The sequence below is a fragment of the Bacillus sp. FJAT-52991 genome, from assembly GCF_037201805.1.
GTDB lineage: Bacteria > Bacillota > Bacilli > Bacillales > Domibacillaceae > Bacillus_CE > Bacillus_CE kandeliae.
On record NZ_CP147404.1, the window covers coordinates 1,270,829 to 1,296,984 of the forward strand.

Here is a 26,156-nt window from a genome sequence, read left to right on the forward strand (position 1 = left end):
TGTTGCAAAGGAAGATTGAGGAGGGTGTTGTTTGGCCTATTTACCGATTGTAGAGGCTCCTGCTGACATTCTAGAAAAAGAGTGTACGCGTGTAACGGAGTTTAATAAAAAGTTAAAAAAGCTAGTGAGTGACATGCATGAAACGATGATCGAAGCCGATGGGGTAGGACTAGCTGCTCCACAAATTGGCGTTGATCTGCAAGTGGCCGTAGTGGATATAGAAGATGACAATGGATTAATCACCTTAATTAACCCAGTTGTTTTAGAAGAGAAAGGAAAGCAAACAGATGTAGAAGGCTGCCTTAGCTTCCCTGGGTTATATGGGTATGTGACTCGACCTTCTTACGTCAAAGTGAAGGCGCAAGATATAAAAGGGCGCTACTTTTTAATTGAGGCGCACGACTTCTTAGCAAGAGCGATTTTGCATGAAATTGATCATTTGCATGGAATATTATTCACTTCAAAAGTGGAGAAATATATATCGGAAGAACAATTAGAAAAGGAGGGAGCAGAATGACGAATGTCGTCTTAATGGGCACACCTGATTTCTCTGTCCCTGTACTACAAACATTAATTGAAGACGGATATCATATTCAAGCGGTTGTCACACAACCAGACCGTCCAGTTGGAAGGAAGCGCGTATTGACTCCTCCCCCGGTGAAAGTGGAAGCTTTAAAACATGATATTCCCGTATTGCAGCCAGAAAAATTAAGATCGTCAGAAGAGCTGCAACAAATCATTGATTTACAACCTGATGTGATTGTGACAGCTGCTTACGGACAACTGTTGCCAAAGGAGCTACTAGGAGCCCCGAAATATGGATGTATCAATGTTCATGCGTCCTTACTTCCGGAGTTGCGTGGTGGAGCACCGATTCATTATTCCATTTTACAAGGAAAAGAAAAGACGGGTATCACCATTATGTACATGGCAGAAAAGCTAGATGCTGGGGATATCATTAGCCAAGCAGAGGTAATAATAGAAGAAACGGACCATGTAGGTAGTCTACATGATAAGTTGAGCGAGGTTGGCTCAAAGCTTTTATCAGGTACGCTTCCCAAATTGCTGGCAGGTGAGATTCAACCGATTAAACAAGATGAGCAGAAAGCTACCTTCGCTTCTAATATTAAAAGAGAACAGGAAAAGGTTGATTGGTCAAAAAATGGGGAAGAAATCTATAACCATATTCGCGGACTTCATCCTTGGCCGGTCGCTTATACACAATTAGATGGAAAAGCCATGAAAATTTGGTGGGGTGAAAAAGTTACTACTCATCAGGAAGCACTAGCTGGTACGATTCTTTCCATTGAAGATGACGGTTTTGTTGTGGCGACAGGAAACGAAACAGCGATTAAAGTGACAGACTTACAACCTTCTGGGAAAAAGAGAATGTCTGCTCAGCAGTATTTACGAGGAGCCGGTGCAGATTTATCAATCGGCAAGCAGTTAGGAGAATAATATGAAGCAAAAGAAGAAACAAGTGCGAGAGATTGCACTTGATATGCTAGAATCAGTAGAGAAACATCAGTCCTACAGTAATCTTTTACTGCATTCAGCGATCGAAAAGCACGATCTTTCCGGTAGAGACGCTGCTTTATTGACAGAGATTACTTACGGAACGATTCAACGAAAAATGACATTAGATTTCTATTTAGCTCCGTTTTTAAAAAAGAAAATTGAACCATGGGTTAGACAGCTTTTGCGCATGTCGATCTACCAAATGGTGTATCTTGATAAAGTCCCGGAGCGAGCTGTCATTCACGAAGCGGTCGAAATTGCCAAAGCAAGAGGTCATAAAGGGATTAGTGGTTTAGTCAATGGGGTGCTTCGTTCTCTTCAACGAGAAGGGCTACAAGACGTTAATCAAATCAAAGATGAGGCAGAACGCATATCTATTGCGACCAGTCACCCTCTTTGGTTAGTTCAAAGATGGATCGACCAATTCGGAGCGAAAAAAACGCAAGAGATGTGTGAATTGAACTTAATAGCACCGATGCAAACCATTCGGGTGAACAGGACGAAGGCCGATCGGGATGAAGTGCTTCACCAATTACAAGAAGAAGGTTTTCAAGTAGAATTGAGTCCGTTTATTCCAGAAGCGATTCGAATTTTGAAAGGAAACATTGCTCGCTCGGAAGTGTTCGAAAAGGGTCTTGCTACGATTCAGGATGAAAGCTCGATGATCGTTGCTTATGCACTAGATATTGAACGAGATCAATTCATTCTTGACTCTTGTGCAGCTCCTGGAGGAAAAACAACACATATAGCAGAAAAGCTTCAACAGACAGGGAATGTAACAGCCCTTGATTTACATGAACATAAAATTAAATTAATTAAAGAAAATACTGAAAGACTAGGGTTAGAAAATGTGGAAGCGAAAGCGCTTGATAGCCGAAAAGCAGGTGAGATGTTTCAAAAAGAAAGCTTTGACCGGATTTTAGTAGATGCTCCTTGCTCCGGTCTTGGTGTTCTTCGCAGAAAGCCGGACATTAAATATGCTAAGAAGGAAGAAGATCTTCTCGCTTTACAACATGTACAATTAGCCATCTTAAAGGCAGTCACTCCTCTTCTAAAACAAGGTGGGGTGCTTGTGTATAGTACATGTACGGTTGATCGTGAAGAAAACGAAGGCACAGTAGTAAAATTCCTAGCTTCTAACCCTGAGTTTGAACCAGCAGCATTGGATCATTTACCTCCTCAGATTCAAGCGTTAACAGCTGATCATATGCTGCAAGTGTTTCCGCAAGACTTTGGTGGGGATGGGTTCTTTATCAGCAAATTTAGAAAGAAGGTACAATAATGGAGCAAACAAAATTACAAAAGGATTCATCAGCAAACGAGCCGCAACTTCCATCCATCTATTCTTTGCAACTGCAGGATTTGAAAGATTGGTTAAAAGAACAAAATGAACAACCATTTCGGGCGGAACAAATTTTTGATTGGTTATATAAGAAAAGAATCAGCAGTTTTGAAGATATGTCCAATGTATCCTTATCGTTAAGAGAGAAACTAGCCGCCCATTTCACACTAACAACGTTAAAAACGATTATTCAGCAGGAGTCGGCAGATGGCACGATCAAATTTTTATTTGAGCTTCATGATGGCTATTCCATTGAAACGGTTTTAATGCGCCATGAATATGGCAATTCTGTATGTGTAACAACTCAAGTAGGTTGCCGGATTGGCTGTACATTTTGTGCCTCGACACTAGGAGGATTAAAACGTCATCTAGAAGCGGGAGAAATTGTCGCCCAAGTAGTGAAGGTTCAGCAAGCACTTGATGAGAGTGAAGAGCGAGTGAGCTCGGTTGTTATTATGGGAATTGGTGAGCCATTTGATAACTACGATCAAATGCTTGCTTTCTTAAAAATCATTAACCATGATAAAGGGCTAAATATTGGTGCTCGCCATATTACCGTATCAACTAGTGGAATCATTCCGAAAATCTACAAGTTTGCCGATGAGGATATGCAAATTAATTTTGCCATTTCTTTACATGCTGCAAATAATGAACTGCGAACTAAATTGATGCCAATCAATAAAGCGTACAAGCTTGCTGATTTAATGGAGGCGGTTCGTTATTACGTAAATAAAACGGGACGAAGAGTCAGTTTTGAGTATGGTTTATTTGGTGGAGAGAATGATTCCGTTGAGCATGCAGAAGAGCTTGCTCGATTAATCAAGGGCATCAAATGTCATGTTAACTTAATTCCAGTTAACTATGTCCCTGAACGTGATTACGTCCGAACGCCGAGAAGTCAAATTTTTGAGTTTGAAAATACGTTGAAAAAGCACGGAGTCAATGTCACAATCCGCCGTGAACATGGTCATGATATTGACGCAGCATGTGGTCAACTTCGTGCGAAAGAGCGGAAAGAAGAAACGAGGTGAGTAAAGATGGATTCCGTCTTTCGGACAGATAAAGGCCGAATTCGAGCTCATAATGAAGATAATGGTGGTGTATTTATCAATGCAGCAAATGACTACCTTGCCATCGTAGCGGATGGCATGGGTGGTCATAATGCTGGTGATATCGCTAGCCAAATCACGATTGAGTCAATGAAGTCACTATGGCAACAAATTGGGAAGATTGAAAGTGCGAATCAAGCGGAACAATGGTTGAAATCGACCATCAATCAGATCAATGAGCAAATTTTATCCCATGCAAACAATCACCTGGAATGCAATGGAATGGGGACGACGCTTGTCGCAGTCTTATGTACTACTAGTTTTTGTACGATTGCCAATATCGGAGACAGCCGCTGTTATTTACTGAATGATGATGGCTTTAAACAAGTGACAGACGATCATTCGCTTGTGAATGAGCTAGTCAAATCAGGAGAGATCACAAAAGAAGAGGCAGAACATCATCCCCGGAAAAATGTGCTGACACGGGCCCTTGGAACGAATGCACATGTAACGGCTGATTATCACACCATTACCTTCGAACAAGGAGATTATATACTTCTTTGTTCAGATGGCTTATCTAACAAACTGGCACAGCAAGAAATACAAGCAATTTTGCAAAATGACCTTTCCTTATTAGAAAAAGCTGATTCATTTGTTCAATTGGCAAATGAAAAGGGCGGGGAAGATAATATTACACTCGTGATTCTCAAACATTCTGCTGGCCTTGAAAGTGGGTGAGTAAGAGAATGCTAATAGGAAAGCGATTAAGTGGTCGCTATAAAATCATTAAAATGGTCGGCGGCGGTGGAATGGCCAATGTCTATTTAGCCAAAGATGTGATCCTAGAGAGGGAAGTAGCTATTAAAGTGCTGCGCTTAGATTTTGCCAATGAAGAAGAATTTCTTCGACGTTTTCAACGGGAGGCACAGTCAGCTACTAGTCTTGTTCATCCTAACATCGTCAATATTTTCGATGTAGGTGAAGAAGAAGGGATTAATTATATTGTCATGGAATATGTCGAGGGCATGACTTTAAAACAATATATTCAGCAATTTTCACCGATTCCAGTGGAAAAAGCAATTGATATTATGAAGCAGCTTTCTTCGGCGATGGCTTTTGCTCATCATAATTCAATTATTCATCGCGATATTAAACCTCAAAATATTTTAATAGATGCTGAAGGTACTGTGAAAATTACTGACTTTGGAATTGCGATGGCGTTAAGTGCCACCTCGATTACACAAACAAATGCTGTTTTAGGCTCTGTTCACTATATATCTCCAGAGCAAGCACGTGGTGGAATGGCTACGAAAAAATCAGATATTTACGCTCTTGGTATTGTTATGTTTGAATTATTAACAGGGCAATTGCCTTTTTCAGGTGAGTCGGCCGTTTCGATTGCACTGAAACATTTGCAAACGGAAACACCTTCAATGAAAAGGTGGAATCCATCTATTCCACAAAGCGTTGAGAACATCGTGTTAAAAGCAACCACGAAAGATTCTTTTCATCGCTATCAATCTTTAGAAGATATGGAGCAAGATTTATCAACAGCACTCGATCCTGAACGAGCAAATGAGCCAAAGTTTACCGTACCTCTAGACCAAGATGAAACGAAAGAATTACCGATTATTAAACAGATGGAGCAAACAGAAAACACACAAACTACCATGATTCGGCCAGCATTCGACTCGAAACAAGAAGGAGAGGCTGGTGAACCTGTAGAAAAGAAACAGAAAAAAAGAGGGCCCATCATTTTATTAATGATTTCTTTTCTTATTGTATTAGGTGGCTTAATAGCTGTTCTAGTACCTAGTATGCTAGGACCACAAGAGATAGAAATTCCAGATGTTAAGGGAAAGAAATTAGATGAAGCGGTGTCAGAGCTAGTGACAAGCGGTTTTGTTGTAAAGGAAACGTATGAGCAATTTAGTGATGAGATCCCCGAAGGAGAGGTAATTAAAACAAGCCCTAGTGCAGGGCGGATCGCTCAAGAAGGATCAAATGTTAATATTTATATAAGCAGTGGGAAAGAAACATTTACTCTTGAGGATTACGAAGGCAAACCATACGAAGAGGTTTATGAAGAGCTCAAAAAACAGGGGTTTAAAACGATTCACAAGGAAAGTGTTCATGATGAAAGTGAAGCCGGAACAATTATTGATCAAGCTCCAGAAGCATCAGATGAAGTAGTTCCAGAAGAGACAGAATTATCGTTTACTGTGAGCTTAGGTCCGGAGAAAATTTCGCTAATCGACTTGACAGAATATAATGAAAAAAGCTTGAAGGATTATGCTGAATCTACAGGTTTAAACATTGTTATTGCTGGTGAGGAGTATTCCGATAAAATTGAAAAAAGATTAGTTTTATCTCAAACACCTGAGCAAGGGACGAAGTTAGAAAAAGGAGACACAGTGGAAGTGATGATTTCAAAAGGAGCGAAAGAAATTCCACCAGTCACTGTGACAAAAGAAATTACGATTCCATATGAGCCGGATGAGTTCGGAGCACCTCAAGAAGTGCAAATATATATTGAAGATATGAATCGCAGTATGACCGAGCCTTATGAAGTATTCACGATCCACGAGGAAACGAAGAAAACACTCGAATTCATCGTTTCTAAAGGCAGTAAAGCAGGATATAAAGTGATTCGTGATCAAAGAGTGATTTTTGATGAAACCATTCCATACCCAGAGGATGCGGGAGAGAATCAAGGAGGAATGTAATGTCAGAAGGAAAGATTATTAAGGCTCTGAGTGGTTTTTATTATGTCTTAGATGGTGAACGTCTTGTGCAATGTAGAGGAAGAGGCAACTTCCGCAAAAAGAAAGTTTCACCACTTGTTGGAGACTATGTAGAATACCAAGCAGATAATGACCAAGAAGGGTATATTCTAGCCGTTCAAGAAAGAAAAAATGAACTCATTAGACCGCCTATTGCTAATGTAGATCAAGCGATTCTTGTTTTCTCTGCTGTTCGACCAGATTTTAGTACAGCTTTATTAGACCGTTTTTTAGTATTAATTGAATCGAAGCAGATCGAACCGATCATTTGTATAACGAAAATGGATTTGTTAACTGAGCATCAAGAAGAAGCGATTAATCAATTTGCCGAACAATATCGGGCTTTTGGTTATCCTGTTGTATTAACTTCTTCAGAAGATGACATGAATTTAGAAGAAGTACATTCTTTTTTACAAGGAAAAACGTCTGTGTTCGCTGGTCAGTCAGGGGTTGGGAAGTCTTCCTTGCTCAATGCTCTTCGTCCAGAGCTGGGGTTGAAAACGGATGAAATATCCGATGCTCTTGGCCGCGGGAAGCATACGACAAGACATGTGGAGTTAATTCACGTTGACAATGGTCTTGTGGCCGATACTCCCGGCTTTAGTTCGTTAGAATTTACGGAAGTAGAGGTAGAGGATTTGCCGTTTTGTTTTCCTGAAATGGTTAAAATGAGCCATAAATGTAAATTTAGAGGATGTTTGCACATAAATGAACCAAAATGTGCAGTCAAAAGTGCGGTTGAAAATGGGGACCTACCTGCTTATCGCTATGAGCATTATTTGCAATTCATGGAAGAAATAAAAGAGAGAAAGCCGAGGTATTAATTATGGTCAAAATAGCACCGTCGATTTTATCCGCTGATTTTTCCAGATTGGGAGAGGAAATAAAGGATGTCGAGATGGGAGGAGCCGATATTATTCATGTTGATGTCATGGATGGGCATTTTGTTCCCAATATTACTATTGGCCCGCTGATTGTCGATGCCATTCGTCCAATTACGAAGCTGCCACTTGATGTTCACTTAATGATTGAGAACCCTGATCAATATATTGAAGCCTTTGCAAAGGCAGGAGCCGATTATATTACCGTTCATGTGGAAGCTTGCCCTCATCTTCATCGCACGATTCAATTGATTCGTTCTCACGGGGTAAAAGCAGGAGTCGTTCTCAATCCAGCAACACCGGCTTACATGATTGAACATATTTTAGAAGACATCGATATGGTGTTGCTTATGACAGTGAATCCTGGATTTGGGGGACAATCGTTCATTCATTCAGTCGTTCCTAAAATTCGTCAAGTGAAACAGATGATTGATAATAAAGGATTGGATGTTGAAATTGAAATCGATGGCGGTGTCAACATCGAAACAGCGAAGTTTTGCACAGAAGCAGGAGCAGACATTTTAGTGGCTGGTTCTGCGGTTTATAATAAGGAAGATCGCAAACGAGCGATTGAGGAGATTAGAGCATCTGCTGAATGATGAAAGCAGTTGGATAAAAAGAGAGGAGCCGTTTCAGTCGGTTCCTTTTTTCGTATGGAGGAGGTCTTATAATGAGAATTGCCGTAGTTGCCGGTGGACCAGAAACGGAATTGGTCGATTTACAAACTTATGCTACAGAAGATATGGTTTTTGTAGGAGTGGATCGAGGGACAATTTATTTATTAGAAAGAGGCATTACTCCAAAAATAGCGATTGGTGATTTTGATTCAGTTACAGAAGCGGAGTGGCAAATGATTGAGTGCGGTGTAGGGAAAGAGAATATCCATCGCTTTCCCGCTGAAAAGGATCAAACAGATCTCGAATTAGCGATTTTTTGGGCGATGAAGCAACAGCCAGAGACGATCTTTATTCTTGGTGCGACAGGTGGAAGACTAGATCATTTTTTCGGTACAATTAGCTTGCTAATGAATAAGGAAATCATGTCATCTAGAACAAAAATAGAACTAGTGGATAAACAAAATCGTGTATCTCTTTATGGGCCAGGTACATATACTGTGTTTGTGGATATCGGAAAAACATATTTTTCTTTTTTTGCTATCACGAATGAGGTGACTAATTTTACATTAAAGGGATTTAAGTATCCGCTAAGCAACCATACGGTTCGATCAGGTTCAACTTTGTACGTCAGCAATGAGCTAGACCAAGAAAATGGTACTTTTTCTTTTTCTTCTGGCATACTAATGGTGATAAGAAGCTCTGATGGTTGAAGTTCTATATTGGAGGGGTGGCAATCATGAAATTTTATACTATTAAATTACCTAAATTTTTAGGTGGAATTGTTCGTGCCATGCTTGGAACATTCAAAAAGTGAAGTCGTCCAAAGCTAAGAATAGATGAATAGGGTAGAATAGAAAAAAACCAGCTGAATTCAGCTGGTTTTTTTCATTGAAAAGTATTATACACGCTCAACTTTTCCGGATTTTAATGCTCTTGCAGAAACCCAAACACGTTTAGGTTTTCCATCTACTAGAATGCGAACTTTTTGAAGGTTAGCACCCCAAGTACGCTTGTTAGCGTTCATAGCGTGGGAACGAGCGTTGCCGGAACGAGCTTTACGACCAGAAACAACACATTTTTTTGGCATATTATTCACTCCTCACCATTGAAGCTGAAAAAATTTGTTTCAACACTTCGTTATATTCTAAAAGATACTTTAATAATTTACCACACAACTTTTTTGAATGCAATAGTTCTTCGTAAGTCTTTCAAGAAAAAAGCCTTGACATGATATCCTATCTTTTGAAATGATATAAAACGGTGAATACATTGCTTTTAAAAAAGTAGTAAGTATAGTAAAATGTCATTAGATTAGCCACATTCATAAGGGGGGGTTCTCATTGGCTATTGAGCTTAAAACAAAGTACGGGCAAATTGATATCTCAAATGATGTCATTGCTATGATTGCTGGCGGAGCTGCGGTAGATTGCTATGGAATCGTTGGAATGGCATCGAAAAACCAAATAAAAGATGGAATTACTGATATATTGCGCCGCGAAAATTTCATGCGCGGTGTGATCGTTCGCCAAGAAGAAGATCAAGTGAATATTGATATGTATATTATTGTAAGCTATGGAACGAAAATTTCTGAAGTAGCGAACAATGTTCAGTCAAAAGTAAAGTATACGCTCGATCAGACAGTTGGACTAGCTGTTGATTCAGTTAATATTTTTGTGCAAGGAGTTCGAGTGACGAACTCGTAGTGTGAGGAGGAAAGATCTGTGTCAATTACTTCGTTAGATGGGAAAAAGTTTGCCGAAATGGTAAAGATGGGAGCCAATCATCTTTCAGTGAATGCTGATATGGTAGATGCACTCAACGTTTTCCCCGTTCCTGATGGTGATACAGGGACAAATATGAATTTATCAATGACTTCTGGAGCAAAGGAAGTTCAACAACAGTCAAGTGATCATTTTGGACAAGCAGCTGCTGCTCTATCTAAAGGGTTGCTAATGGGGGCACGAGGCAACTCAGGTGTTATTTTGTCGCAATTGTTCCGAGGGTTTACAAAAGCGATTGAACAACAACCGGTAGTGGATAGTAAACAATTAGCTCATGCATTTGAATCAGGCATGCAAACAGCTTATAAAGCAGTAATGAAGCCTGTAGAAGGAACAATTTTAACAGTCGCGAAAGATGCAGCCAAAAAAGCGGTAGCTGTGGCCAAAAAACAAAAAGATATCATTGCCGTGATGGAAGCTCTAGTGGAGGAAGGTAGAGCTTCATTAGCACGTACCCCTGAATTTCTCCCTGTATTGAAAGAAGTAGGTGTGGTAGACAGTGGAGGTCAGGGACTTTTGCTTGTTTACGAAGGATTTCTTGCCGCTTTAAAAGGAGAAGCGTTACCTGATAGCCCAGGTCTTGCTCCTAATATGGAAGAGCTTGTTAGTGCTCAGCATCATAAAAGTGTTCAAGGGTTTATGGACACAGCGGATATTGAATTTGGTTATTGCACGGAGTTTATGGTTCGTTTTGAAGAAGAGAAGGTAACTAAGCACCCGTTTTCAGAAGAGCAGTTTCGAGCGGATTTAAGTGTGTACGGCGATTCACTGCTTGTTATTTCTGATGACGAAATTGCTAAAGTTCACATTCACTCAGAACAACCTGGAGAAGTCTTATCCTACGGGCAACAATATGGTAGCTTAATTAGTATGAAAATCGAAAATATGCGAGAGCAACATAGCAATATTGTTGGTGGAGATACACCTAAAAAGCCAGCAGTTAAGAAGCCAGCTGTACAGCAAGAGTATGCGGTGGTTACAGTTGCCATGGGTGAAGGAGTTTCACAATTGCTTCAAAGTATCGGTGCTTCAGCAGTAATTGAAGGCGGACAAACGATGAACCCTAGTACGGAAGACATTGTGAAGGCGATCGAAGAAGCAAATGCAAAAAAAGTGATCATTTTACCTAACAATAAGAACATTGTCATGGCAGCTGAACAAGCCGCTGAAGTTGTTGGTATAGACGCGATTGTTGTCCCGTCTAAAACGGTGCCTCAAGGAATGGCAGCATTGCTTGCTTTCAACCCTGAAGCTACATTAGAGGAAAACCAATCGGCTATGACAGAGGCTCTTTCTCATGTGAAAACGGGTCAAATCACCTTTGCTGTTCGTGATACGAACATTGATGGGGTTGAAATTGCTAAAGATGACTTTATGGGTTTAGCGGATGGTAAAATCGTTTTAACCAATCCTAATAAAATCGAAGCAGCGAAAGCATTACTTGATCATTTGATTGATGAAGAGTCTGAAATTGTGACGATTATTTATGGAGAAGATATGGAGCTTGATGAAGTGCAGGCGGTATCTTCATTTATAGAAGAGAATTATGAAGAAGTGGAAGTAGAAGTCCATAATGGGAAGCAGCCACTGTATTCATTTATTTTCTCAGTTGAATAAAAAGAAGGGGAGATTCCTCTTCTTTTTTATTTGTGCATTTTTTGATTGCCTATAATAAAATATAGATATTGACGTATTTAGAGCAATCTAATGATATGAGGGGGCGATAACATGAAATACAAAAGTGTGTTTGATATTGGATGCAGTGAGTAAAGCGGTTGCGACCAATGAAGTGAACGCTGCCGCCATTGTAGAAATGGCAGGCGGAACCCCTGCGCAAAGTGCGGAAGCCGTGGCGATTGTGTTAAAAAATATGCTCGGACTTGTTTGTGACCCTGTGGCTGGTTTAGTGGAAGTTCCTTGTGTAAAGAGAAATGCGATGGGAGCGGCCAATGCGCTCGTAGCAGCCGACATGGCCCTTGCTGGCGTAACGAGTCGAATTCCATGTGATGAAGTCATTGATGCCATGTATAAAATTGGTCAAACGATGCCTACTGCCTTAAGAGAAACAGCAGGCGGAGGATTAGCCGCGACACCAACCGGGCGTAAGTTGGAGGAACAAATTTATGGATCAACAATCGGAATTAAAAATCAATAATTCCCCCCTTTTTCAACAAACAAGCAGTTTAAAAGGGGTTGGGAAGGAAACAGCCGCCTCTTTAAAAGAGCTTGGTATAGAAACGGTTTATGATTTACTGTACTATTTCCCTTATCGTTATGAAGATTATCGGCTAAAGGATTTAGCAGAAACTGCTCATGATGAACGTGTAACAGTAGAAGGAAAAGTGCATAGTGTCCCGTCATTAATGTTTTATTCTAAGAAGAAATCCCGTTTAACGTTTAAATTACTAGTGGGTCGTTATTTAGTCAGTGTGGTCTTTTTTAATCAGCCGTATTTAAAGAATAAAGTTAATATTAATGACACCGTGACACTGACTGGGAAATGGGATAAAAATAGACAAACGATTACTGCTCAGCAGCTCGACCTCGGTCCTCATCAAAAGCAGGGAGACTTTGAGGCTGTTTATTCATTGAAAGGGATTGTGTCTCCTAAATTATTTCGTAAATATGTGGGGCTCGCATTGTCACAATATGGAGAGTGGATTGAAGAAACATTGCCTGTTCAGTTTTTACAGCAATATAAGCTGCTAACTTGTCGCGATGCTCTTCGTGCGCTTCATTTTCCGGCAAATGGTGAGGAAATGAAACAGGCTAGACGAAGATTCGTATATGAAGAGTTTTTAGCTTTTCAATTGAAAATGCAAGCTCTTCGAAAATTTGAACGGGAACATTCTCAAGGAATTAAGCAAAATTATGATGTGAATCAGTTAAAGGTCTTTATTGATTCATTGCCTTTTACAATGACAAATGCCCAAAAGCGGGTAATTAATGATATTTGTAGCGATTTAAAGTCCCCTTACCGAATGAATCGTCTTCTTCAAGGAGATGTTGGAAGTGGGAAAACGGCTGTTGCAGCTGTTGCGTTATATGCCAGTGTAACAGCAGGATATCAAGGGGCTTTAATGGTACCAACAGAAATATTAGCCGAACAACATGCCGACTCTTTAAGTGAAATGTTTGAGCCAATGGGCCTTTCTTTAGCTCTTTTAACGAGTTCAGTGAAAGGGAAACGTAGAAAAGAGCTTCTATCGAGGCTCGAGGCTGGAGAAATTGATGTGGTCGTTGGGACTCATGCGTTAATCCAAGAGGAGGTTCATTTTCGCAACCTTGGGCTCGTCATTACAGATGAGCAGCATCGTTTTGGCGTCAATCAAAGGAAAGTGTTAAGGGAAAAAGGAGAGAATCCGGATGTGTTATTTATGACGGCTACTCCTATTCCAAGAACGCTTGCTATCACTGTTTTTGGTGAGATGGATGTTTCAGTCATTGATGAAATGCCTGCAGGGCGAAAAGCGATTGAAACGTATTGGGCGAGAGAAGAAATGCTTCAACGCGTCCTCGGTTTTATGGAAAAAGAATTAGTCAAAGGTCGACAAACTTATGTGATCTGTCCGTTAATAGAAGAGTCGGAGAAAATGGATCTTCAAAACGCTTTAGATGTCCATTCACAATTGGTTCATTATTTTCATGGTCGTTTTGAAGTTGGCTTGATGCATGGCCGACTTCCGACTGAAGAAAAAGATCAGGTAATGAAGGCTTTTTCGGATAATAACATTCAAGTGCTCGTTTCCACAACGGTTGTAGAAGTGGGGGTCAATGTACCCAATGCTACGATGATGGTCATTTACGATGCAGAGAGGTTTGGGTTATCTCAGCTGCATCAGCTTCGAGGTCGTGTTGGTCGGGGAAGTGAGCAATCTTATTGTATTTTACTCGCTAATCCGAAAACAGAAGTCGGTCAAGAGCGCATGAAGATTATGACGGAAACAAATGATGGATTTGTATTAAGTGAAAAAGATTTGGAACTGCGCGGACCGGGAGATTTCTTCGGAAAAAAACAAAGTGGTTTACCTGAATTTAAAGTAGCTGATATGGTGCACGATTATCGCACGTTAGAAGTCGCAAGAGAAGATGCCAAAAGGTTAATTGAATCCGAAGAATTTTGGCGGAAGGAAGAATTTTCGATCCTTCGAAAATCCCTTCAGCAATCTGGTGTTCTTTCGGGGGAAAAACTAGATTAATTGAGAATGCAAGATTTTCCTTGCATTCTGTTTTTTTTACTTTTATACTACTGTTAGTACCTAGTCCTAATATCGGATGGTGTAATATGATGAGACGTTCAAAAAAAGAGAGACAATCACAGTTAAAAGAGACAATTACAGACAATCCATTTATAACAGATGAAGAGTTAGCTGATCGTTTCGAGGTAAGTGTGCAGACGATTCGTCTAGATCGAATGGAGTTATCGATACCGGAATTACGTGAAAGAATCAAGCATGTAGCAGAGAAGAAATTAGCGGATGAAGTTCGCTCATTGCCCATCGAGGAAGTGATTGGCGATGTGATTGATATTGAGTTAGACAAAAGTGCTATCTCCATTTTTGATGTCCAGAAAGAACATGTCTTCACTAGAAATGGAATTGCACGGGGGCATCACTTATTTGCTCAAGCCAACTCGCTCGCCGTAGCGGTCATTAATGATGAACTCGCTTTGACCGCAAAGGCCAATATTCACTTTAAACGTTCTGTTCGTGAAGGTGAACGAGTGGTAGCAAAAGCGAAAGTGATCGATGTGAATATAGAAAATGAAAGAACGATCGTTGAAGTACATAGCTATGTTGGTCATGAATTAGTGTTTCAAGGAGATTTCACGATGTATCGTTCCAATATATGAGCAAAGGATGAAACAAAATGAAAATAGCGGTAGATGCGATGGGCGGAGATCATGCGCCGAAAGAGATTATTTTAGGAACGAATCAAGCTTTAGAGGAGCTCCAAGATCTCGAAGTACTGATTTTTGGTGATGAGGAAAAAATCAAGCCATACTTAACTCCAATGAGTCGTGCCACCATTATTCATTCCGAGGAAGTCATTTTAGGAACGGATGAGCCCGTTCGCGCCGTACGTCGCAAAAAGAAAGCATCGATGGTGATGATGGCACAAGCAGTTGCTGACGGAGACGCGGATGCTTGTGTCTCAGCAGGAAATACAGGAGCGTTGATGGCGGCTGGCTTATTTATCGTCGGGCGAATTGACGGTATTCAGCGTCCTGCCTTAGCTCCTACGTTACCAACGATCGATGGCAACGGCTTTGTGATGTTAGACCTTGGTGCCAACTCAGATGCGAAACCCGAGCATTTAGTGCAATATGCTCTAATGGGTTCGATCTATGCTGAAAAAGTGAGAGGGATTGAAAAGCCACGAGTCGGTCTTTTAAATATCGGTACCGAAGAGAAAAAAGGAAATGAATTAACAAAAGAAGCATTTGGACTACTGAAACAGCAAACAAACATTCATTTTATCGGAAATGTTGAATCAAGAGATTTATTGAATGGTGTGGCTGATGTGGTCGTTACGGACGGTTTTACTGGCAACATGGTCCTTAAGACATTAGAAGGTACAGCTATCTCCATCTTCTCGATGTTAAAGTCTTCTTTAACTTCTTCGTTAAAGGCGAAAGTAGGTGCGGGCTTACTGAAGTCTGAACTATATGGACTGAAAAATAAAATGGACTACACAGAATACGGCGGGGCTGGATTATTTGGTTTGAAAGCACCCGTTATTAAGGCTCACGGTTCATCTAATGCTAATGCGTTTTATAATGCGTTGAAACAAGCTTATACAATGGCACAAGCAAATGTGCCAGCGAAGATTCAAGAGGCTGCTAACTTTGTAATAGATGATAAAAATTAAGGGGGGCGAAAACATGGGGAAAATAGCATTTGTATTTCCAGGTCAAGGTTCACAAGTGGTTGGTATGGGACAGCAGCTAGCCGATCAACATGAAGACATTCGTCAATTATTTATGAAGGCAGACGAGAGACTAGGTTTCTCTTTAAGTGATATTATGTTTAATGGTCCGCAAGAAACGCTGACATTAACAATGAATGCCCAACCGGCTTTATTAGCGACTAGCATGGCGGTATTGCAGCGCTTTTCTGAAGAAGGGATCGTTCCTGATTATGTGGCAGGCCATAGCTTAGGAGAGTATACAGCTTTAACAGCTGCTGGTGCTCTATCGTTTGAAGATGCTGTGTATGCTGTTCATAAGCGCGGTCAATGCATGGAAGAGGCCGTACCAGCTGGAGAAGGAACAATGGCAGCTGTATTAGGGATGGAAAGAAGTGTGTTACAGGAAGTAGTAGATGAAGTAACAGCTAATGGAAATGCTGTTGGTCTTGCTAATTTAAACTGTCCGGGTCAAATTGTGATCTCGGGAACAAAAACAGGGGTGGAACAAGCTTCTGAGCTAGCGAAAGAAAAAGGAGCTAAGCGAGTTCTTCCGTTAAATGTCAGCGGTCCGTTTCATTCATCTTTAATGAAACCGGCAACGGAACAGCTAGAGGCGGTATTGAATGAAATCGAGCTTGATGATAGCCGAGTACCTGTCATGGCCAATGTGGATGCAAAGTTGGTTCAACAGGCGGATGAAATTAAGCAAAAACTATTGCAGCAATTGTACTCTCCTGTGTTGTGGGAAGACAGTGTTGAAGCACTTATCGCAGAGGGTGTGGACACCTTTATCGAAATTGGTCCAGGGAAAGTGCTTTCTGGCCTGATTAAAAAAATTAATCGTCAAGTGCGAACGTTTGCTATTCAAGATGAAGAGTCGATTCAGACGGTAGCAGCACAATTAAAGGAGGTATCTCAATGAAGTTGTTAGGGAAATCAGCTTTAGTAACAGGCGCTTCACGCGGCATTGGTCGAGAAATTGCTCTTGAACTTGCTCGTCAAGGAGCGGATGTAGCTGTTAACTATTCTGGCAGTGAAGCGAAAGCAAATGAAGTGGTGGAAGAAATTAAAGCGCTTGGTCGTCAAGCGATTGCGATCCAGTGTAATGTATCAAGTGGTGAATCTGTGCAAGAAATGATCAGTCAAACGGTCAACACGTTTGGGAAAATAGATATTCTGGTCAACAATGCGGGTATCACGAGAGATAACTTACTTATGCGTATGAAAGAGCAGGAGTGGGATGACGTCATCGATACGAATCTGAAAGGTGTTTTTTTGTGCACAAAGGCTGTCACTCGCCCAATGATGAAGCAAAGAAGTGGTCGTATCGTGAATATTGCTTCGATCGTAGGGGTAAGTGGCAATCCAGGACAGGCGAATTATGTGGCTGCCAAAGCGGGTGTCATTGGCTTAACAAAAACAACAGCGAAAGAATTAGCTTCAAGAGGCATCACGGTCAATGCGATTGCTCCAGGTTTCATTACGACGGATATGACAGATACTTTGCCTGAAGAGGTGAAGCAAGCGATGCTGAACCAAATTCCTCTTGCTCGCTTTGGTGAACCGACAGACATTGCAAAAGCGGTTGTGTTTTTAGCATCAGAAGATTCAAAGTATATGACAGGCCAAACATTGCACATTGACGGCGGCATGGTCATGTAAGAGAAAATTTATTTAATCTTTACGGGAATTCGTCTATAATGACTTGAGGGGAGGTGAACGAATATGGCAGACGTATTAGAGCGTGTAACGAAAATTATCGTAGATCGTCTTGGAGTGGAAGAATCTCAAGTAAAATTAGAAGCTTCTTTCAAAGAAGATCTAGGAGCAGATTCTTTAGATGTAGTTGAACTTGTAATGGAATTAGAAGATGAGTTCGATATGGAAATTTCTGATGATGATGCAGAGAAAATTGCGACAGTGGGTGACGCTGTGAATTACATAAACAGCAAAAACTAGTCGTTCAAAAGATGTAGGCTCCGTTATCTAAACGGAGCTTTCTTCTTTTGCGATTTTTTTCATTTTCGACTAAACTGTCTTTAAGTGTAAATTTGTTATATAGCGGAGGAAGTCCCATGAAGAAAGCAAATAAAGATTATCGAAAACCATCCCATAAAAAAGATGAATCCTTTAAGCAATTTCAGCAAAAGTTAGGCATTCAATTTAATGATGAGAGATTATTGAAGCAAGCGTTTACTCATTCATCCTATGTGAATGAGCATCGGAAAAAACCATATGAAGATAATGAACGATTAGAGTTTTTAGGAGACGCTGTTTTAGAGTTAACCGTTTCGCAATTTTTGTTTAAAAAATATTCGCTATTGTCAGAAGGCGATTTAACAAAACTAAGAGCGGCGATCGTTTGTGAACCTTCCCTTGTGACGTTTGCCAATGAGTTACAATTTGGCCAAGTTGTTTTACTCGGAAAAGGAGAAGAAATGACAGGTGGTCGTACGAGACCTGCTCTGTTGGCAGATGTTTTTGAAGCATTCATTGGTGCCTTGTACTTAGACCAAGGAATGGAAACGGTCATTGCATTCTTAGAAGATGTGGTTTTTCCGAAAATTAATTCCGGTGCTTTTTCTCATATGATGGATTACAAAAGTCAGCTGCAGGAATTAGTGCAGCGAAAAACGAAAGGTCAGCTTGAATATCGAATTCTTGAAGAAAAAGGACCTGCACATAGCAAGGAGTTCGTTGCTCAAGTTTCGCTTAATGATGAGGTACTTGGAAACGGTCAGGGGAAATCAAAGAAGGAAGCGGAACAATGTGCTGCTCAAATGGCTTTAGCAGCGTTGCAACATAAAGAATAGAAAGTAGGAAAGAAATATGTTCCTGAAGAGATTGGAGATCTTAGGCTTTAAGTCTTTTGCCGAGCGAACATCTGTTGATTTTGTCGATGGGGTCACAGCGGTCGTTGGTCCAAATGGCTCTGGAAAAAGCAACATTACGGACGGCGTTCGCTGGGTGTTAGGAGAACAGTCGGCCAAAAGTTTACGTGGCGGAAAAATGGAAGATGTTATTTTTGCGGGAAGTGACACTCGCAAGGCGCTAAACTTTGCCGAAGTGACGTTAACTTTAAACAATGAGAAGCAAATACTCCCAATTGAATACAATGAAGTCAATGTGACGAGAAGGGTGTACCGATCAGGAGATAGTGAATATTTCATTAATAAACAGTCCTGCCGGTTAAAAGACATTGTTGAATTATTTATGGACTCAGGTCTTGGAAGAGAAGCTTTTTCGATTATTGGACAAGGGAAAGTAGAAGAAATATTAAACAGCAAGCCAGAAGATCGGCGTGCGATTTTTGAAGAAGCAGCTGGTGTGCTTAAATACAAAGTACGCAAGCGAAAAGCGGAACAAAAGCTGACTGAAACACAAGAAAACTTAAATCGTGTCCAAGATATTTTATACGAGCTTGAAAGTCAAGTAGAACCGTTACGAATTCAGGCTTCCATGGCGAAGGACTACCTTGAGAAGAAGGAAGAGCTAACATCATATGATATTGCCTCCATCGTTTATGAAATTGATCAACTCCATGCGGAATGGCAAAAGCTAAAGGAAAGTTTTACGTTACATCAACAACAAGAAATGCAGCTATCTGCTAATTTGCAAAAGAAAGAAGCCGCAACAGCCGCGCTGCGCGATCAAATAACGGCGATCGATGAATCAGTCAATGATTTACAAAATGTTTTATTAGCGGCTAGTGAGGAACTTGAAAAGCTAGAGGGTCGCAAGCAGGTGCTAAAAGAACGCAAGAAAAATGCCGTTCAAAATGAAGGGCAGCTAGCGGATTATATGAAAGAAACGAAAGAGAAGATGACCGAGCTTTCACAACTTGCTGAAGAGCTGACACAAAAAGTAGAAGCGGATCAGCTAGAAGAGGAACAATTACGCCGTCGGCTTATGGAAAAACGACAGGAAATGCAAACCTTATCGCAAGATTTAGAAGCGAAGATTGAGTCGTTAAAAGCTGATTACATTGAAGGATTGAATGAGCAGGCATCGGCAAAAAATGAGCTGCATAATCTCACTCAACAAATGGAACAACTTACTCGTCGTAGAGCAAGAATCGATGTAGAGAATGAAAAACAAGTAGCTGAAAGACAACAAATAGAAACAAACAAAAAACAAATTGAAGAAAAGCTAGCCACTGCCCAAAGAGAGCTTACTTTACATGTTGAAGCGTTTCGAAGTGGGCAACAAACGTTAGAAGCGCTGAAGTTGAAGTATACAAAACAAGAATCGAACTTATATCAAGCCTATAAAATTTTACAAGACGCTAAGTCAAGAAAAGAGATGCTTGAATCTTTAGAAGAGGATTACTCCGGCTTTTTTCAAGGAGTGAAAGAAATATTAAAAGCTAGAAACCGTACACTTTCAGGGATTGAAGGGGCGGTAGCTGAAGTCATTGACGTACCAAAAGAGTATGAAACAGCGATTGAAATTGCTCTTGGCAGCAGCGTACAGCATATTATTACTCAAGATGAAGCATCAGCTCGGGCCGCGATTGCTTACTTGAAAAATAACCGTTATGGCCGTGCAACTTTCCTACCTTTAACGGCAATGAAAGAAAAGATATTTCCAGCAGCAGTTCTTGCTCAATTGCAAACCGACCCTCGCTTTATCGGGGTTGCCTCCGATTTGGTCCAATATGATGAACAATATAAACGAGCGATTATGAATGTGCTAGGTCTTGTCGTCATTGCCAAGGACTTAACAGGTGCGAATGAATTAGCTAAAATGCTCGGTTATCGTTATCGGATTGTCACTCTAGAAGGGGATGTTGTCAATCCTGGAGGTTCAATGACAGGTGGAGCCATTAAACAAAAAACAAGCTCGTTATTAACCCGTAAAAACGAATTAGAAGATTTAAAGATGAAGCTTGCTTCTATGGAAGAAAAAACAGCAAAAGTCGAGCGGGAAGTAAAGAAATTGAAAGAGACCATTGCCAAAAATGAAATCCTATTAGAGGAAATGCGTACAAAAGGCGAACAATTGAGAGTGGCAGAGCAGCAATGGAGAAATGAACTGCTCGAATGGCAATTTTCTTATCAAACGATCAATGACCGCTTATCCTTATATGATAGAGAGAAAAAAGAATTCCAAGAAGAAAAAGAACAGCTAGCGAGTCGCTATCAATCAGTCGAAAAACGATTGGCAAGTAAACAAAAGGAAATAGATGCACTTAATATTGAAATTAAGAGCTTAACGGAGAAAAAGCAAAAAGAAAGCTCACTCAAAGAATCTTTAATGCAGTCGATGAGTGATATGAAATCAATGCTTGCTGTCAAAAAAGAACAGTTAACCACAGGTCAAACTCGATTAGCACAAGTGCAAAGAGAATTGGATGAGGCTACAAAGAAATATCATCAGTGGGAAGAAGAGCTGCATTGGCTGAAATCAGAAATGTCTTCCAGTCATCAAGGGGAAGAAGAACTTGAACAAGCGGCGCGCATCAAGCAAATAGATAAAGAACAAACCATCAAGCTAATTTCCTTGCGTAGGGAAGAACGTTTAGAGAAACAACAAAAACTAGAAGACGAAGAGTTAGAACTAAAGGAGCTAAAAAGGCTTTATAAGGCAATGAGCGAAGCGGTTCAAGATGAAGAAGTGAAAATTAATCGTCTGGATGTGGAAATGGAAAATCGCTTAGAGCAATTGCGTAAAGATTATTCGATGTCCTATGAATACGCGAAAGAAACGTATCCTTTGCCATTTTCTATAGAGGAAGTTCGCAAAAAAGTGAAATTGATTAAGCTTTCGATTAAGGAACTTGGCAATGTCAACATCGGGGCTATTGATGAATATGAACGTGTTTATGAACGATATACGTTTCTTGAAGAACAGCGGGTAGACTTGCAAGAAGCAAAAGATACACTTGTGCAAGTGATTGAAGAAATGGATGTAGAAATGACGAAAAGATTTAAAGAAACATTTCAAGCGATTAGCTCTCACTTTTTACCGGTCTTCCAAGCGTTGTTTGGTGGAGGCAGAGCAGAATTAAAACTGACTGAGCCCAATGATTTATTAAATACAGGGGTAGATATTGTCGCGCAGCCTCCGGGGAAAAAATTGCAAAACTTAAGCCTGTTATCTGGCGGAGAACGAGCCCTTACGGCGATCGCTTTATTATTCTCTATTTTAAAAGTGCGCCCCGTTCCGTTTTGTGTGCTTGATGAGGTCGAAGCGGCATTGGACGAAGCGAATGTTCATCGTTTTAGTACGTATTTAAAGCAATTCAGCGAGGAAACACAATTCATCGTGATTACCCACCGTAAAGGCACAATGGAAGAAGCAGATGTGCTCTATGGAGTGACGATGGAAGAGTCGGGTGTATCTCGATTAGTGTCTGTTCGAATGGAGGAAACTCCGCAAATGAAGGAGGAAAGCGTAAAATGAGTTTTTTTAAAAAGTTAAAAGAGAAATTTACATCTACAACTGATCAAGCCACTGAAAAATTTAAATCGGGTTTGACGAAAACTCGAGATAATTTTTCTAATAAAGTGAATGATCTTGTTGCTCGCTATCGCAAAATTGATGAGGATTTCTTTGAAGAATTGGAAGAGATTTTAATTGGGGCTGATGTCGGTTTTGAGATTGTCATGGAATTAATAGAACAACTTAAATTTGAAGTGAAACGCCGTAATACAAAGGACCCAGCGGAAGTACAAGATATTATTACAGAGAAATTAGTAGAGATTTATCAAGCGGGTGAAGACACACCAAATGAAGTGAACATTCAAGAGAATGACTTAACGGTTATTTTATTCGTTGGTGTAAATGGTGTAGGTAAAACTACAACGATTGGTAAGCTTGCTCATAAGTATAAATCTGAAGGGAAAAAAGTCTTACTTGCTGCAGGAGATACCTTCCGTGCCGGAGCCATTGATCAACTAGAAGTATGGGGCGAAAGAACGGGCGTTGAGGTCATTAAGCAAGGAGAGGGGTCAGACCCAGCTGCTGTCATGTATGATGCTGTTCGTGCAGCTAAATCAAGAAATGTAGACATTTTGCTTTGCGATACAGCGGGAAGACTTCAAAATAAAGTCAACTTAATGAATGAGTTGGAGAAAGTGAAGCGAGTCATTGAGCGCGAGATTCCAGGCGCTCCGCATGAGGTGTTGATTGTTCTTGATGCAACGACAGGACAAAATGCGATGGTTCAAGCGAAAACATTTAAAGAAGCAACCAATGTATCCGGTATAGTTTTAACAAAGCTAGATGGAACAGCTAAGGGTGGAATTGTTCTTGCGATTCGAAAAGAACTGGATATTCCGGTGAAGTTCGTTGGATTAGGAGAGAAAATGGACGACCTTCAGCCATTCGATGCCGAAAAATATGTATATGGATTATTCTCAGGTTTACAGATGGAGGAGGAAGAAGCGGAGTAAGTGCCTTCCGCTTTTCTTTGTCCAGCTGCAACGGCTAGACTTTCGGACATAAGTCGTCACGTCTGTGTGGCAAAGAACGCCACTTCGACGGTCCCCCTTATGTCTGCCGAGTCTAAACAGCCGTTTCCGCTTTTCATATTGTCCAGCTCCAGCACCTAGCCCCTCGAGGTCACAAGCCAATCCGTCCAAAAGGTTAAAGAGCAACCTTTCAGCCGACTCGTCTTGTGCTTGTCGGGGCTGAACAAGGCGCTTCCGCTTTTCCACGTTGTAAAGTTTTTTTCTTGACATTGGTTAGGTTTGTGAGTAAAATAATTCAGTGTAAAGGTTTTTAACTTAACAAAGGGGGGCTTTGTGTGCTTGAGAAGACGACGAGAATGAATTATTTGTATGATTTTTATCAATCGTTGTTAACTGAAAAGCAACGTAGCTATATGTCCCTTTATTATTTGGATGATTTCTCCCTTGGTGAAATTGCGGAAGAGTATGGAGTGAGCCGCCAAGCGGTTTATGATAATATTAAACGCACGGAATCCATGTTGGAGGAATATGAAAGCAAATTGTTTTTATTTAAAAAATTTCAAGAGCGCACGAAGCTGTTGCAGAAGTTGAAAGAAATGACTTCTGATAAGGAATGGCTGATCATTGAAGCGCTGGAGAAATTAGATTAGGAGGCGGCATAGATGGCGTTTGAAGGATTAGCCGACCGACTGCAAAATACGATGCAAAAAATCCGAGGCAAAGGGAAAGTAACAGAAGCAGATGTAAAAGAAATGATGCGTGAAGTGCGTCTTGCCCTTTTAGAAGCGGATGTTAACTTTAAAGTTGTCAAAGATTTTGTTAAAAAAGTCAGTGAGCGCTCCGTCGGTCAAGAAGTCATGCAAAGCTTAACTCCCGGCCAACAGGTCATTAAAGTAGTTAAGGAAGAATTGACAACGTTGATGGGGGGAGAGCAAAGTCAAATTGCTGTAGCTAAGCGACCTCCAACGGTGATTATGATGGTTGGTTTGCAAGGTGCTGGTAAAACAACTACGACAGGAAAACTGGCGAATTTGCTTCGTAAACGCTATAATCGCAAACCGCTATTAGTTGCTGCCGATATTTATCGACCAGCTGCCATTAAGCAGTTGGAGACTCTCGGGAAGCAATTGAATATGCCTGTTTTTTCATTAGGCGATCAAGTGAGTCCTGTGGAGATTGCTAAGCAAGCAATTGAAAAAGCGAAAGCGGATCATCATGATTATGTATTGATTGATACGGCTGGGCGTCTTCATATTGATGAAGACTTAATGGGCGAACTGAAAGAAATTAAAGAGCTGACGAAACCTGATGAAATCTTCCTTGTCGTTGATGCAATGACTGGTCAAGATGCTGTCAACGTAGCGCAAAGCTTTAATGATCAGCTTGGAGTAACAGGCGTTGTTTTAACAAAGCTTGATGGTGATACACGCGGAGGAGCTGCTTTGTCCATTCGTGCAGTCACTGATAAGCCGATTAAGTTTGCCGGAATGGGAGAAAAGCTAGATGCACTAGAACCTTTTCACCCGGAACGTATGGCTTCTCGAATTCTCGGCATGGGAGATGTGCTTACCTTAATTGAGAAAGCTCAATCTAATGTCGATGAAGAGAAAGCGAAAGAACTAGAACAGAAAATGCGAACAATGTCGTTCACATTTGATGATTTCCTAGATCAATTAGGTCAAGTTCGTTCTATGGGGCCTTTAGATGAAATTATTAAAATGCTTCCAGGAGCTAATAAAATCAAAGGCTTGAATAATATTCAAGTCGATGATAAACAAATTGGCCATATTGAAGCGATTATCCGCTCGATGACAAAAGAAGAAAAGCAACACCCAGAAATCATCAGCGCAGGTCGCAAAAAAAGAATTGCTAAAGGCAGTGGTACATCCATTCAGGAAGTAAATCGCCTCCTAAAGCAATTTGAAGAAATGAAAAAAATGATGAAACAAATGTCTGGTATGCAACAAAAAGGAAAGAAAAAAGGCATGCCATTCAAATTTCCTTTCATGTAAAGAAAAAACCCTTTACAAACAATAGTGTTATTTGCTATTATACTATCTTGTGTAAAACTATTCGGAGGTGCTTTAAAAATGGCAGTAAAAATTCGTTTAAAACGCATGGGTGCAAAAAAATCCCCATTCTATCGTATCGTAGTAGCAGATTCTCGTTCTCCTCGTGATGGACGTTCAATCGAAACAATTGGAACATACAACCCAGTTGTTCAACCAGCTGAAGTAAAAATCAACGAAGAGCTTGCTCTTAAATGGCTTCAAGACGGTGCGAAACCATCTGATACGGTTCGTAACCTGTTCTCTAACGAAGGCATCATGGAGAAATTCCATAACGCTAAATTAGGCAAATAATTTTAAATTGCATGTAGCAATCATCAATTAGGGAGGAGAAAACCTCCCTTTTTGTGTATATAATTATAAATTCTTCCCTAAAATGAATGGGAGGTTCTATTCATGTACATTTTACAAACGGTAGTCGTGAAACAGGTATTAACTGAGAAAATGAAGCGTCAGCTACTCCTTTCATATGAGGAGCAAAAGAGTCAACTTCAAAGAGAATATGAACAACTTCGCTTTGAGCAAAAGAAAGCAGAAAAGAAGTACAAAAATAGCAAAAAAGAGAGTGCGCAGTTGTATGAAAAGGAAATGCAAAAACGTTTAGATAAGATACAAAATATCGAATTTCAGGTAAACCAGCTAAGTCTATTACCGCTTGGAAGTGAACTGAAGGAACAAGAGCTCCAGACGATGACGGAAGTGAATGTTGGTGACCGTTGGAGCGACATTGAAAATGAGAAAACAATCATCATTAAAGATGGCATCATCATTGACATTCGATAGAGGTGAAG

26 protein-coding genes and 1 pseudogene are annotated in these 26,156 nt (G+C 40.5%); 26 read left to right on the forward strand and 1 reads right to left on the reverse strand.

Features of this window, described 5'->3' with window-relative positions:
• Nucleotides 1–31 precede the first annotated feature (31 nt).
• From def to spoVM, 10 genes are all read left to right on the forward strand, one after another.
• The gene (def, locus tag WDJ61_RS06565; protein WP_338753945.1) at nt 32–517 is read left to right on the forward strand and encodes a peptide deformylase; all 486 of its coding nucleotides are present in this window, start codon (nt 32–34) and stop codon (nt 515–517) included.
• A complete protein-coding gene (fmt, locus tag WDJ61_RS06570) occupies nt 514–1,458 on the forward strand; it encodes a methionyl-tRNA formyltransferase (RefSeq protein ID WP_338753946.1) in 945 nt (314 codons plus the stop codon). The genes def and fmt overlap by 4 nt, the downstream gene beginning before the upstream one ends.
• A gap of 1 nt (nt 1,459) precedes the next feature.
• Nucleotides 1,460–2,800, forward strand: coding sequence for a 16S rRNA (cytosine(967)-C(5))-methyltransferase RsmB (gene rsmB, locus WDJ61_RS06575; protein WP_338753947.1), 1,341 nt, complete (start codon nt 1,460–1,462; stop codon nt 2,798–2,800).
• Nucleotides 2,800–3,891, forward strand: coding sequence for a 23S rRNA (adenine(2503)-C(2))-methyltransferase RlmN (gene rlmN / locus WDJ61_RS06580; protein ID WP_338753948.1), 1,092 nt, complete (start codon nt 2,800–2,802; stop codon nt 3,889–3,891). Before rsmB ends, rlmN begins: the two co-directional genes overlap by 1 nt.
• Nucleotides 3,892–3,897: 6 nt before the next feature.
• Entirely contained in the window at nt 3,898–4,647 is a 750-nt protein-coding gene (locus tag WDJ61_RS06585; protein WP_338753949.1) for a Stp1/IreP family PP2C-type Ser/Thr phosphatase, read from the forward strand.
• 8 nt (nt 4,648–4,655) lie between these two features.
• The gene (pknB, locus tag WDJ61_RS06590) at nt 4,656–6,635 is read left to right on the forward strand and encodes a Stk1 family PASTA domain-containing Ser/Thr kinase (RefSeq protein WP_338753951.1); all 1,980 of its coding nucleotides are present in this window, start codon (nt 4,656–4,658) and stop codon (nt 6,633–6,635) included.
• On the forward strand, nt 6,635–7,516 hold the full coding sequence (gene rsgA / locus WDJ61_RS06595) for a ribosome small subunit-dependent GTPase A (RefSeq protein ID WP_338753952.1): 882 nt from the start codon (nt 6,635–6,637) through the stop codon (nt 7,514–7,516). The genes pknB and rsgA overlap by 1 nt, the downstream gene beginning before the upstream one ends.
• A gap of 2 nt (nt 7,517–7,518) precedes the next feature.
• Nucleotides 7,519–8,172, forward strand: coding sequence for a ribulose-phosphate 3-epimerase (rpe, locus tag WDJ61_RS06600; protein WP_338753953.1), 654 nt, complete (start codon nt 7,519–7,521; stop codon nt 8,170–8,172).
• Between the two features lie 71 nt (nt 8,173–8,243).
• The gene (locus tag WDJ61_RS06605; RefSeq protein WP_338753954.1) at nt 8,244–8,900 is read left to right on the forward strand and encodes a thiamine diphosphokinase; all 657 of its coding nucleotides are present in this window, start codon (nt 8,244–8,246) and stop codon (nt 8,898–8,900) included.
• Nucleotides 8,901–8,926: 26 nt separating this feature from the next.
• Nucleotides 8,927–9,004: a stage V sporulation protein SpoVM gene (spoVM, locus tag WDJ61_RS06610; RefSeq protein WP_094833887.1), complete on the forward strand. Its 78-nt coding sequence runs from the start codon at nt 8,927–8,929 to the stop codon at nt 9,002–9,004.
• A gap of 84 nt (nt 9,005–9,088) precedes the next feature.
• Here the strand turns inward: spoVM and rpmB are convergent, their stop codons facing one another.
• On the reverse strand, nt 9,089–9,277 hold the full coding sequence (gene rpmB / locus WDJ61_RS06615; RefSeq protein ID WP_094833853.1) for a 50S ribosomal protein L28: 189 nt from the start codon (nt 9,275–9,277) through the stop codon (nt 9,089–9,091).
• A 253-nt stretch (nt 9,278–9,530) separates the two neighbouring features.
• Here rpmB and WDJ61_RS06620 point away from each other — a divergent pair, with 253 nt between their 5' ends.
• From WDJ61_RS06620 to WDJ61_RS06695, 16 genes and pseudogenes are all read left to right on the forward strand, one after another.
• Complete coding sequence (locus WDJ61_RS06620; protein WP_338753956.1) at nt 9,531–9,893, forward strand: Asp23/Gls24 family envelope stress response protein; 363 nt, start codon at nt 9,531–9,533, stop codon at nt 9,891–9,893.
• A gap of 18 nt (nt 9,894–9,911) precedes the next feature.
• Complete coding sequence (locus WDJ61_RS06625) at nt 9,912–11,588, forward strand: DAK2 domain-containing protein (RefSeq protein ID WP_338753958.1); 1,677 nt, start codon at nt 9,912–9,914, stop codon at nt 11,586–11,588.
• Nucleotides 11,589–11,766: 178 nt separating this feature from the next.
• Nucleotides 11,767–12,126: pseudogene (locus WDJ61_RS06630) on the forward strand (L-serine ammonia-lyase, iron-sulfur-dependent, subunit alpha); the annotation flags it as partial.
• Nucleotides 12,095–14,170 (forward strand): ATP-dependent DNA helicase RecG, encoded by a 2,076-nt coding sequence (gene recG, locus WDJ61_RS06635; protein WP_338753959.1) that lies wholly within the window; start codon nt 12,095–12,097, stop codon nt 14,168–14,170. The pseudogene WDJ61_RS06630 and the gene recG, both read left to right, overlap by 32 nt.
• Nucleotides 14,171–14,259: 89 nt before the next feature.
• Complete coding sequence (fapR, locus tag WDJ61_RS06640; protein WP_338754731.1) at nt 14,260–14,823, forward strand: transcription factor FapR; 564 nt, start codon at nt 14,260–14,262, stop codon at nt 14,821–14,823.
• 17 nt (nt 14,824–14,840) lie between these two features.
• On the forward strand, nt 14,841–15,842 hold the full coding sequence (plsX, locus tag WDJ61_RS06645) for a phosphate acyltransferase PlsX (protein ID WP_338753960.1): 1,002 nt from the start codon (nt 14,841–14,843) through the stop codon (nt 15,840–15,842).
• Between the two features lie 13 nt (nt 15,843–15,855).
• On the forward strand, nt 15,856–16,803 hold the full coding sequence (gene fabD, locus WDJ61_RS06650; protein WP_338753961.1) for an ACP S-malonyltransferase: 948 nt from the start codon (nt 15,856–15,858) through the stop codon (nt 16,801–16,803).
• The gene (gene fabG / locus WDJ61_RS06655; protein WP_338753962.1) at nt 16,800–17,543 is read left to right on the forward strand and encodes a 3-oxoacyl-[acyl-carrier-protein] reductase; all 744 of its coding nucleotides are present in this window, start codon (nt 16,800–16,802) and stop codon (nt 17,541–17,543) included. The genes fabD and fabG overlap by 4 nt, the downstream gene beginning before the upstream one ends.
• Nucleotides 17,544–17,606: 63 nt before the next feature.
• Complete coding sequence (gene acpP / locus WDJ61_RS06660; protein ID WP_094835667.1) at nt 17,607–17,840, forward strand: acyl carrier protein; 234 nt, start codon at nt 17,607–17,609, stop codon at nt 17,838–17,840.
• A 116-nt stretch (nt 17,841–17,956) separates the two neighbouring features.
• Complete coding sequence (gene rnc / locus WDJ61_RS06665; protein WP_338753964.1) at nt 17,957–18,694, forward strand: ribonuclease III; 738 nt, start codon at nt 17,957–17,959, stop codon at nt 18,692–18,694.
• A 16-nt stretch (nt 18,695–18,710) separates the two neighbouring features.
• Complete coding sequence (gene smc, locus WDJ61_RS06670) at nt 18,711–22,286, forward strand: chromosome segregation protein SMC (protein WP_338753965.1); 3,576 nt, start codon at nt 18,711–18,713, stop codon at nt 22,284–22,286.
• Nucleotides 22,283–23,278 (forward strand): signal recognition particle-docking protein FtsY, encoded by a 996-nt coding sequence (ftsY, locus tag WDJ61_RS06675; RefSeq protein ID WP_338753966.1) that lies wholly within the window; start codon nt 22,283–22,285, stop codon nt 23,276–23,278. Before smc ends, ftsY begins: the two co-directional genes overlap by 4 nt.
• A 353-nt stretch (nt 23,279–23,631) precedes the next feature.
• Nucleotides 23,632–23,946 (forward strand): putative DNA-binding protein, encoded by a 315-nt coding sequence (locus WDJ61_RS06680; RefSeq protein ID WP_338753967.1) that lies wholly within the window; start codon nt 23,632–23,634, stop codon nt 23,944–23,946.
• 12 nt (nt 23,947–23,958) lie between these two features.
• Nucleotides 23,959–25,308 carry a signal recognition particle protein gene (ffh, locus tag WDJ61_RS06685; RefSeq protein WP_338753969.1) on the forward strand — a complete coding sequence of 450 codons (1,350 nt, stop codon included), beginning with the start codon at nt 23,959–23,961 and terminating at the stop codon, nt 25,306–25,308.
• Nucleotides 25,309–25,386: 78 nt separating this feature from the next.
• Nucleotides 25,387–25,659 (forward strand): 30S ribosomal protein S16, encoded by a 273-nt coding sequence (gene rpsP / locus WDJ61_RS06690; protein ID WP_338753970.1) that lies wholly within the window; start codon nt 25,387–25,389, stop codon nt 25,657–25,659.
• Nucleotides 25,660–25,761: 102 nt separating this feature from the next.
• Entirely contained in the window at nt 25,762–26,148 is a 387-nt protein-coding gene (locus tag WDJ61_RS06695) for a YlqD family protein (RefSeq protein ID WP_338753971.1), read from the forward strand.
• Nucleotides 26,149–26,156 lie beyond the last annotated feature (8 nt).

Excerpts from the sequence above, each read along its gene's own strand:
- fmt (WP_338753946.1), top strand. The coding sequence starts at position 514 with ATGACGAATGTCGTCTTAATGGGCACACCTGATTTCTCTGTCCCTGTA.
- rsmB (WP_338753947.1), top strand. The coding sequence starts at position 1,460 with ATGAAGCAAAAGAAGAAACAAGTGCGAGAGATTGCACTTGATATGCTA.
- rlmN (WP_338753948.1), top strand. The coding sequence starts at position 2,800 with ATGGAGCAAACAAAATTACAAAAGGATTCATCAGCAAACGAGCCGCAA.
- WDJ61_RS06585 (WP_338753949.1), top strand. The coding sequence starts at position 3,898 with ATGGATTCCGTCTTTCGGACAGATAAAGGCCGAATTCGAGCTCATAAT.
- pknB (WP_338753951.1), top strand. The coding sequence starts at position 4,656 with ATGCTAATAGGAAAGCGATTAAGTGGTCGCTATAAAATCATTAAAATG.
- rsgA (WP_338753952.1), top strand. The coding sequence starts at position 6,635 with ATGTCAGAAGGAAAGATTATTAAGGCTCTGAGTGGTTTTTATTATGTC.
- rpe (WP_338753953.1), top strand. The coding sequence starts at position 7,519 with ATGGTCAAAATAGCACCGTCGATTTTATCCGCTGATTTTTCCAGATTG.
- WDJ61_RS06605 (WP_338753954.1), top strand. The coding sequence starts at position 8,244 with ATGAGAATTGCCGTAGTTGCCGGTGGACCAGAAACGGAATTGGTCGAT.
- spoVM (WP_094833887.1), top strand. The coding sequence starts at position 8,927 with ATGAAATTTTATACTATTAAATTACCTAAATTTTTAGGTGGAATTGTT.
- rpmB (WP_094833853.1), bottom strand. The coding sequence starts at position 9,277 with ATGCCAAAAAAATGTGTTGTTTCTGGTCGTAAAGCTCGTTCCGGCAAC.
- recG (WP_338753959.1), top strand. The coding sequence starts at position 12,095 with ATGGATCAACAATCGGAATTAAAAATCAATAATTCCCCCCTTTTTCAA.
- fapR (WP_338754731.1), top strand. The coding sequence starts at position 14,260 with ATGAGACGTTCAAAAAAAGAGAGACAATCACAGTTAAAAGAGACAATT.
- plsX (WP_338753960.1), top strand. The coding sequence starts at position 14,841 with ATGAAAATAGCGGTAGATGCGATGGGCGGAGATCATGCGCCGAAAGAG.
- fabD (WP_338753961.1), top strand. The coding sequence starts at position 15,856 with ATGGGGAAAATAGCATTTGTATTTCCAGGTCAAGGTTCACAAGTGGTT.
- fabG (WP_338753962.1), top strand. The coding sequence starts at position 16,800 with ATGAAGTTGTTAGGGAAATCAGCTTTAGTAACAGGCGCTTCACGCGGC.
- acpP (WP_094835667.1), top strand. The coding sequence starts at position 17,607 with ATGGCAGACGTATTAGAGCGTGTAACGAAAATTATCGTAGATCGTCTT.
- rnc (WP_338753964.1), top strand. The coding sequence starts at position 17,957 with ATGAAGAAAGCAAATAAAGATTATCGAAAACCATCCCATAAAAAAGAT.
- smc (WP_338753965.1), top strand. The coding sequence starts at position 18,711 with ATGTTCCTGAAGAGATTGGAGATCTTAGGCTTTAAGTCTTTTGCCGAG.
- ftsY (WP_338753966.1), top strand. The coding sequence starts at position 22,283 with ATGAGTTTTTTTAAAAAGTTAAAAGAGAAATTTACATCTACAACTGAT.
- ffh (WP_338753969.1), top strand. The coding sequence starts at position 23,959 with ATGGCGTTTGAAGGATTAGCCGACCGACTGCAAAATACGATGCAAAAA.
- rpsP (WP_338753970.1), top strand. The coding sequence starts at position 25,387 with ATGGCAGTAAAAATTCGTTTAAAACGCATGGGTGCAAAAAAATCCCCA.
- WDJ61_RS06695 (WP_338753971.1), top strand. The coding sequence starts at position 25,762 with ATGTACATTTTACAAACGGTAGTCGTGAAACAGGTATTAACTGAGAAA.